The organism is Rhodococcus sp. ENV425 (assembly GCF_002887785.1).
Lineage (GTDB): Bacteria > Actinomycetota > Actinomycetes > Mycobacteriales > Mycobacteriaceae > Rhodococcus > Rhodococcus aetherivorans.
In genome coordinates this window covers 43097-49738 of sequence record NZ_PCZU01000144.1, presented here as the reverse complement: position 1 = coordinate 49738, position 6642 = coordinate 43097, and the positions used below count along the sequence as shown (strand labels likewise).

General features: G+C 71.8%; 8 protein-coding genes. 4 read left to right on the top strand and 4 right to left on the bottom strand.

Annotated elements, in window-relative coordinates; all coding sequences use genetic code 11:
* The 3 genes from CQZ88_RS30870 to CQZ88_RS11320 all read right to left on the bottom strand — a co-directional run.
* Window positions 1–545, bottom strand: a 545-nt coding sequence (locus tag CQZ88_RS30870) for a reverse transcriptase-like protein (protein ID WP_258008559.1), incomplete at its 3' end; no start/stop codon positions are given.
* Window positions 542–1279, bottom strand: a complete 738-nt coding sequence (locus tag CQZ88_RS11325) for a zinc ribbon domain-containing protein (protein WP_006947708.1) — start codon at window positions 1277–1279, stop codon at window positions 542–544. The genes CQZ88_RS30870 and CQZ88_RS11325, both read right to left, overlap by 4 nt.
* 86 nt (window positions 1280–1365) lie before the next feature.
* Window positions 1366–2499, bottom strand: a complete 1134-nt coding sequence (locus CQZ88_RS11320) for a Nif3-like dinuclear metal center hexameric protein (protein ID WP_006947706.1) — start codon at window positions 2497–2499, stop codon at window positions 1366–1368.
* Window positions 2500–2578: 79 nt separating this feature from the next.
* Here CQZ88_RS11320 and CQZ88_RS11315 point away from each other — a divergent pair, with 79 nt between their 5' ends.
* The 4 genes from CQZ88_RS11315 to CQZ88_RS11300 are packed head-to-tail and all read left to right on the top strand — an operon-like array spanning window position 2579 to window position 4988.
* The gene (locus CQZ88_RS11315) at window positions 2579–3280 is read left to right on the top strand and encodes an HAD hydrolase-like protein (RefSeq protein ID WP_006947703.1); all 702 of its coding nucleotides are present in this window, start codon (window positions 2579–2581) and stop codon (window positions 3278–3280) included.
* A complete protein-coding gene (locus CQZ88_RS11310; RefSeq protein WP_029544276.1) occupies window positions 3270–3737 on the top strand; it encodes a low molecular weight protein-tyrosine-phosphatase in 468 nt (155 codons plus the stop codon). The genes CQZ88_RS11315 and CQZ88_RS11310 overlap by 11 nt, the downstream gene beginning before the upstream one ends.
* A 28-nt stretch (window positions 3738–3765) precedes the next feature.
* Window positions 3766–4605, top strand: coding sequence for an SURF1 family protein (locus CQZ88_RS11305; protein ID WP_006947694.1), 840 nt, complete (start codon window positions 3766–3768; stop codon window positions 4603–4605).
* A gap of 23 nt (window positions 4606–4628) precedes the next feature.
* The gene (locus tag CQZ88_RS11300) at window positions 4629–4988 is read left to right on the top strand and encodes a DUF5655 domain-containing protein (protein ID WP_006947692.1); all 360 of its coding nucleotides are present in this window, start codon (window positions 4629–4631) and stop codon (window positions 4986–4988) included.
* A gap of 33 nt (window positions 4989–5021) precedes the next feature.
* Here CQZ88_RS11300 and CQZ88_RS11295 read toward each other — a convergent pair.
* Window positions 5022–6642, bottom strand: a 1621-nt coding sequence (locus CQZ88_RS11295) for a long-chain fatty acid--CoA ligase (RefSeq protein ID WP_258008554.1), incomplete at its 5' end; no start/stop codon positions are given.

The window sequence follows — 6642 nt, the reverse complement described above, 5'->3', positions numbered from 1 at the left end:
ACCGACAGCGGGGTCTGCCCGTGCCGCAGCAGCAGCATCCGGGTGGGCGTGCCGACAGCGCCGGTCCAGCCGGGCGATTTCACCGGTGGGGCCGCCGATTCCGGTGTGGGAGAAGCGGATTCGGAACCCGAAGCAACCGACGCGGCGGCGTCCATCGCCTCGTTGGCGAGCCGGTCGGCGTAGGCGTTCTCCGCGCGTGGCACCCAGGTGAACTCGACCCGCGAGAATCCCCGGGCCAGCTCGCGGGCGCGGGCGGCGAGCGGAATCATGTCCGGGTGCTTGATCTTCCATCGGCCCGACATCTGCTCGACGACGAGCTTGGAATCCATCCGGACGTCGACCTCGTCGGCCCCGAGTTCGGCGGCGGCGGTCAATCCGGCGATCAGCCCCTGGTATTCGGCCACGTTGTTGGTGGCGCGGCCGATGCTCGCGCTGCGCTCGGCCAGCACCGCCTCATGGTCGGCGCCGAAGACCACCGCACCGTAGCCGGCGGGGCCCGGGTTGCCGCGCGAGCCGCCGTCGGCCTCGACAACTACCCGGCTCAAATCCCGGATTCCTTGGTACGCACCAGGATCGCGTTGCACTCGGGGCAACGTACGAGGGTCTCGGGGGCGGCGGCGGCGATGCGAGCGATCTCGCCGCGGTCGAGCTCGAGGCGGCATGCGCCGCACCGGCGCGCCTGCAGCAGGGCCGCGCCGATGCCCGTCTTCGTCCGCTGCGCCTCGTACTGGTCGACCAGCTCGGCCGGGAAGGCCTCCACGAGTGCCGCGCGGTCGCTCAGGCACCGCTGCTCGGCGACCTCGATGTCGGCGAGCGCCTCGTCGCGCAGGCGGACCGCGTCGGCGAGTTCCTCGTCGACGCTCGACAACCGCGCGCCGGCGTGGTCGTGATCGGCCTTGGATGCCTCCCGGCGTTCCATGACCTCGAGCAGCTCGTCCTCGAGCAGGGCCTGCCGGCGTTCGAGGCTGGTCAGCTCGTGCTGGAGTTCGGACAGCTGCTTGGCGCCCACTCCGCCGGCGGCGAGGAGCTTGCGGTCGCGATCCTCCCGCTGGCGGACCGCCTCGACCTCCCCCTCGAGCTTGCGAATGTCGCGGTCGAGGTCGTCGAGGATGATCTCGACAGCGACGGCGGCGTCCCGGCGCGCGGTGCGTTCCGCCTCGAGCCGCTCGACCTCCTGCTGTTCGGGCAGGGTGCGGCGCCGGTGCGCCAGGCGGGTCACCTCGGTGTCCACAGCGGCGAGGGCCAGGAGCTTGGACTGCACGGCGGGTTCGACGTTCACTCGGCGGGTTCCTGCTTTCGGCGACGAGATCAAGGGGGGTGGTAGCTGCCTACCGTACCGCGCGGCCGGTCACGGGGAACCCGGACCTACCGGGCTGCGGTGGTCCAGGGATCGGTGCGCAGCGCGCTGACGCGGGTCGACCAGCCGTCGCGGTCGGCGAACACGTCGTCGAGCACACCCTTCGCCTGGGCGCACCACGGGTACTCGCTGGCCCAGTGCGCGACGTCGACAAGCGCGGGGCCGCCGGCGCGCAGGTGCTCGTCGGCGGGATGGTGCCGCAGGTCCGCGGTGACGTAGGCATCGACGCCGAGCCGGCCGACGGTGCCGAGGAAGGAGTCGCCGGAGCCGCCGCACACCGCAACGGTGCGGATCATCCGGTCGGGGTCGCCGGCACCGCGCACCCCCCACTCGGTGGCCGGCAGTGCGGCCGCGACCCGCTCGGTGAATTCGCGCAGCGTCTGCGGCGCCGGGAGTTCTCCGACCCGGCCGAGACCTCGGGAGCCGGGCAGAGCGGCGAGTTCGAGCACGTCGAACGCGGGTTCCTCGTACGGGTGCGCCGCGCGCAGGGCAGCAAGCACCCGGCCGCGCACCGATCGCGGGGCCACGACCTCGATGCGGTCCTCGGCCAGGCGTTCGAGTTCGCCGACGGTGCCGACCGCCGGATCCGCCCCGGCCTCGGGACGGAACTGTCCGGTCCCGGAGGTGGTCCAGGAGCACTCGCGGTAGTTCCCGAGCCGGCCCGCACCGGCGTCGAACAGGGCGGCGCGCAGCGTCTCGGCCGAGTCGGCGGGCACGAGGACCACCCACTTGTCGACCGCCGGTTCGGGCTTGGGTTCGATCGGCCGCAGGCCGGTCAGGCCGAGCGCCTGTGCCAGCGCATCGGACACGCCCGGGTCGGCACGGTCGGCGTTGGTGTGGGCGGTGAACAGCGCGCAGCCGCCTCGGATGAGCCGGTGGATCAGGGCGCCCTTCGGGGTGTGCGCGCCGACGGTGTCGACGCCGCGCAGCAGCAGCGGGTGGTGCACGAGGAGCAACTGCGCACCCCAGGCCAGGGCTTCGTCGACGACGGCGGCGGTCGCGTCGACCGCGAGCAGGACCCTGCTCACGGGCTCGGAGGGATCACCGGCGACCAGCCCGACGGAGTCCCACGACTCGGCCAGCGACGGCGGATAGGCCGTCTCGAGCACGTCGATCACCTCGCGCAGCGTCACCGCCGTCACCGCTCCTCCTTCGTCGTCTCCCGGGTGCTGCCCGAGACCCTACGCGGCGGGCTTCGCCGGGAGCCGGGACAATGGGGACGTGACGACTCTCGCCGACCTGCATCCACTGCTGCTGCCCGCGCCCGTCGTGCTGTTCGACCTCGACGGCACCCTCACGGACTCGGCGGCGGGCGTGCTCGACGGGTTCCGGCATGCGCTCGCCACGGTGGGCGTTCCGGAACCGGCGCACGACGAGCCACAGCGGGTCCTCGGTCCGCCGATGATCGACACACTGCGCGGGCTCGGTCTCGACGAACAGCAGGTGGATCGGGCGCTGACCGCGTACGTCGAGCGCTACGACGCGCGCGGCTGGGCGGAGAACTCCGTGTTCGACGGGGTGGCGGCGATGCTCGAGCGGGTGCGCGACGCCGGGAGCCGGCTCGCCGTCGCGACGTCGAAGAACCAGGGCTTCGCCGTCCGCATCCTCGAGCACTTCGGGCTGGCCGCCCACTTCGAGTTCATCGGCGGCGCGAGCGACGACGGGAGCCGGCGGGCGAAGTCGGACGTGATCGCGCACAGTCTGGCCTCGCTCGGGGTGGACCCGGTCGCCGCGGAGGACGGCGGCACCGCGGGCGTGGTCATGGTCGGCGACCGCGAGCACGACGTGACGGGCGCGGCGCGGTGGGGTATTCCGACGGTGTTCGTCGAGTGGGGGTACGGCGCCGACGACGAGGCGGCCGTCGCCCACCGGTCCACGGCGAGCGTCGACGAACTGACGAGGGTGCTGACCGGTGACCGCTGAGCGCCTGCACGTGACGTTCGTGTGCACCGGCAACATCTGCCGGTCGCCGATGGCCGAGAAGATCTTCGCCGAGCACCTCCGCCGGGCCGGTCTCGCCGAGCGCGTGCGGGTCACCAGCGCCGGCACCGGCGACTGGCACGCCGGCGAGGACGCGGATCCACGCACCACGGACCTGTTGCGGCGGCACGGCTACCCGACCGGGCACTGCGCCCGGCGCGTGACCGACGAGCAGCTCGCCGCCGATCTGGTGGTCGCACTGGACGCCGGCCACGACCGGGTGCTCGCGCAGCTCGGGGTGCCCGCCGAGCGCCGGGTGCTGCTGCGCAGCTTCGACCCGGACGCCGAGGGCGAGTCGGTACCGGATCCGTACTACGGCGACCGGCACGAGTTCGAACTGGTCCGGCGGCAGATCGAGGCGGCGATCCCGGGCCTGCTCGACTGGGTGCGACGGCAATGAGGCCCGCGTCACCGGTTACCGTGGTTACGTGCGACGACTGACGTTCCTGCTCCGCCCGAGCTGGCTGGTGCTGGCCCTGGTGGTGGGCGGCTTCGCCTACGCGTGCTTCACCGTGCTCGCGCCGTGGCAGCTCGGCAAGAACACCACCACCGAGGAGCGCAACGACCGGATCACCGCCTCGCTGGCCACGGACCCCGTGCCGGTGGAGGAGCTGCTGACCGGTGCCGCGCCGGCACCGGAGGACGAGTGGCGGCGCGTCGTCGCGACCGGGTCCTACCTCCCGGATTCGGACCTGCTGGTGCGGTTGCGCAGCGTCGAGTCCTCCCCCGCCTACGAGGTGCTCACGCCGTTCCGGCTCGCCGACGGCCGCACCGTCCTGGTGAACCGTGGATACGTGCGCCCGGAGCGGGGCACCGAGATCCCCGGGTTCGCCCCGGCACCGGCCGGTCCGGTGACCGTCGACGCCCGCCTGCGGATGTCCGAGGGGACCGCCGAGGGCAAGACCCCGTTCCGCGACGCCGGCCACACCCAGGTCTACTCGATCGACCCTGCGCAGATCGCGGCGTTCACCGGCCTGGAGCTGACGGGCGGATACCTGCAGCTGTCCGAGAACCAGGCCGGGGGGCTGGGCACGATCCCGTTGCCGCAGCTCGACGCCGGCCCCTACCTGTCGTACGGGCTGCAGTGGGTGGCGTTCGGGATCATGGCGCCGCTGGGCCTGGGGTACTTCGTATGGGCGGAGCTGCGCGAGCGCCGCAAGCGGAAGGACCCGGCGCCGGCCGCCGCCCCCGAGGCCGAACCGGTGCCCGCTCCGGTGGAGCGCAGCACCGAAGACAAGCTCGCCGACCGTTACGGCCGGTCCCGTTGAGCCACCCAGGCGAGGAGCCCGCGATGCACGCGACGATCGACGACTACCTGGCCGACAAGGATGCCGCCGCCGTCGACATGTTCTGCCGGCTCCGCACGCTCGTGCTGGGCCTCGGCGACGACGTCGAGGAGCAGGTCCGCACCGCCGAGGTGCGGTGGGGGCGCGGTCGCGTGTTCGCGGCGGCATTCGTCTATTCGTCGCGGCTCGAGATCGCGATCGACCTGCCGCGGCGGGTCCATCACCCGCAGCTGCGGGAGGCCTTCCCGACCACCGGAAAGGTGACGACCCACCGGTTGAGCATCGCCACCCCGGATCAGCTCGACGACGGCGTCGTCGCGTTGCTGGCGGAGGCGTACGCCACGGTCGGCGCAAGCACCCGATAGCAGGTTCCGCAGGGCGGTGAGCCGCGACGGGCGTCAGACGTAGAGCTGCTCGATCCGGTCGGCGAAATTGTCGACCACCAGCTTGCGGCGCAGCTTCATGCTGGGCGTCAGATCCCCCGCCTCGATGGACAGCTCCCGGTCGAGGACCGTGAACTTCTTGATCTGCTCCCAGCGGTTGAGCCGGTCGTTGAGCCGGTCGATGCAGCCGGCGATCAGCTCGCGGGTCCGCTCGTCCCGGGCGATCTCACCGAACTCCCTGCCGGCCATGCCGTTCTTGTCCGCCCACTCCGTGATCGCCTCGGCATCGAGACCGACGAGGGCGACGCAGTACGGCCGGCTCTCGCCGTACACGACGATCTCGCTGGCATAGGGGCAGATGCCCTTGAAGGTGGCGGAGATCGCGGACGGCGCGACGTACTTGCCCTGGCTGGTCTTGAACAGATCCTTCTTGCGGTCCGTGATCCGCAGGAACCCGTCGGCGTCGAGTTCCCCGATGTCGCCGGTGTGGAACCAGCCGTCAGGTTCGAGGGCCTCTGCGGTGGCATCGGGCCGCTCGTGATAGCCGTCCATGACGCCCGGCCCGCGCAGCAGTACCTCCCCGTCGCCGGCGATCCGCACCTCCGTGCCCGGGAAGGGCCAGCCGACGGTGCCGAGCCGGTACGCGTACGGGCGGTTGATGAACGACGCGGCGGACGTCTCGGTCAGGCCGTACCCCTCGAGGATGATGATGCCGGCCGCGTCGAACCACTGCGCCACGGCACGGTCGAGCGGGGCCGCCGCCGAGACGAAGAACCGCAGGCGACCGCCGAAACGCTCCTTGATGGTGGAGAACACGAGACGGTCGGCGAGCCGATACCGGAGCCGGTCGAGGCGAGACGGTGCGCGGTCCTCCTGCCGGGCCTGCGAGACACGCAGTCCGACACCGAGGGCCCAGTCGAAGATCTTCTTCTTCGCCCCGCCCTCCTCGGCGATCATCGCCTCGATGCGGGCGTGTGCCTTCTCGAAGATGCGCGGCGCCGCGCCCATGAAGGTGGGATGCACGACGGCGAGGTTCTCGACGATCTTCTCGACGCGGCCGTCGATCACGGTGGTGAAACCGATCTGCAGGGGCAGCGCCAGCATGACCTTGCCGAAGGCGTGCGACAGCGGCAGCCAGAGGAAGTTCAGATCGTCGGGTCCGAGGATGTTCACCGCGTCGACGGCCGCAGCCGTGTACGTCCACCCCGAGTGCGGCAGCAGCACGCCCTTCGGCTTCCCGGTGGTGCCGGAGGTGTACATGATGCTGGCCAACTGTTCGGGCCGGATCGCGTCGACCCGGTCGGCGACGACACGGGGCGACTCGGCGAGCAGTTTCCGGCCCCTGTCCTCCAGGTCGGCGAGGCTGATGACCCAGTCCCCGTCGCCCTCGCCGTCGATGACCACCACGGTCCGCACCTTCGGCAGGTCGGCGCGGTGGGCGACGAGCTTGTCGACCTGGGTCCGGTCCTCCGCGATCACGACGCCGCTGCCCGAATTGGCGACGATGAAGGCGACGTCGGGGGCGTTGGTCGTGGGGTAGATCGTGGTGGTCGCGGCACCGGCGCACATCACCGCGAAGTCGGCGAGCACCCATTCGTACCGGGTCGACGACGCGACCGCGACCGGATCCTGAGGC

Coding starts and splice junctions, on each gene's coding strand:
- CQZ88_RS11300 (WP_006947692.1), top strand. CDS start 4,629: ATGCACGCGACGATCGACGACTACCTGGCCGACAAGGATGCCGCCGCC.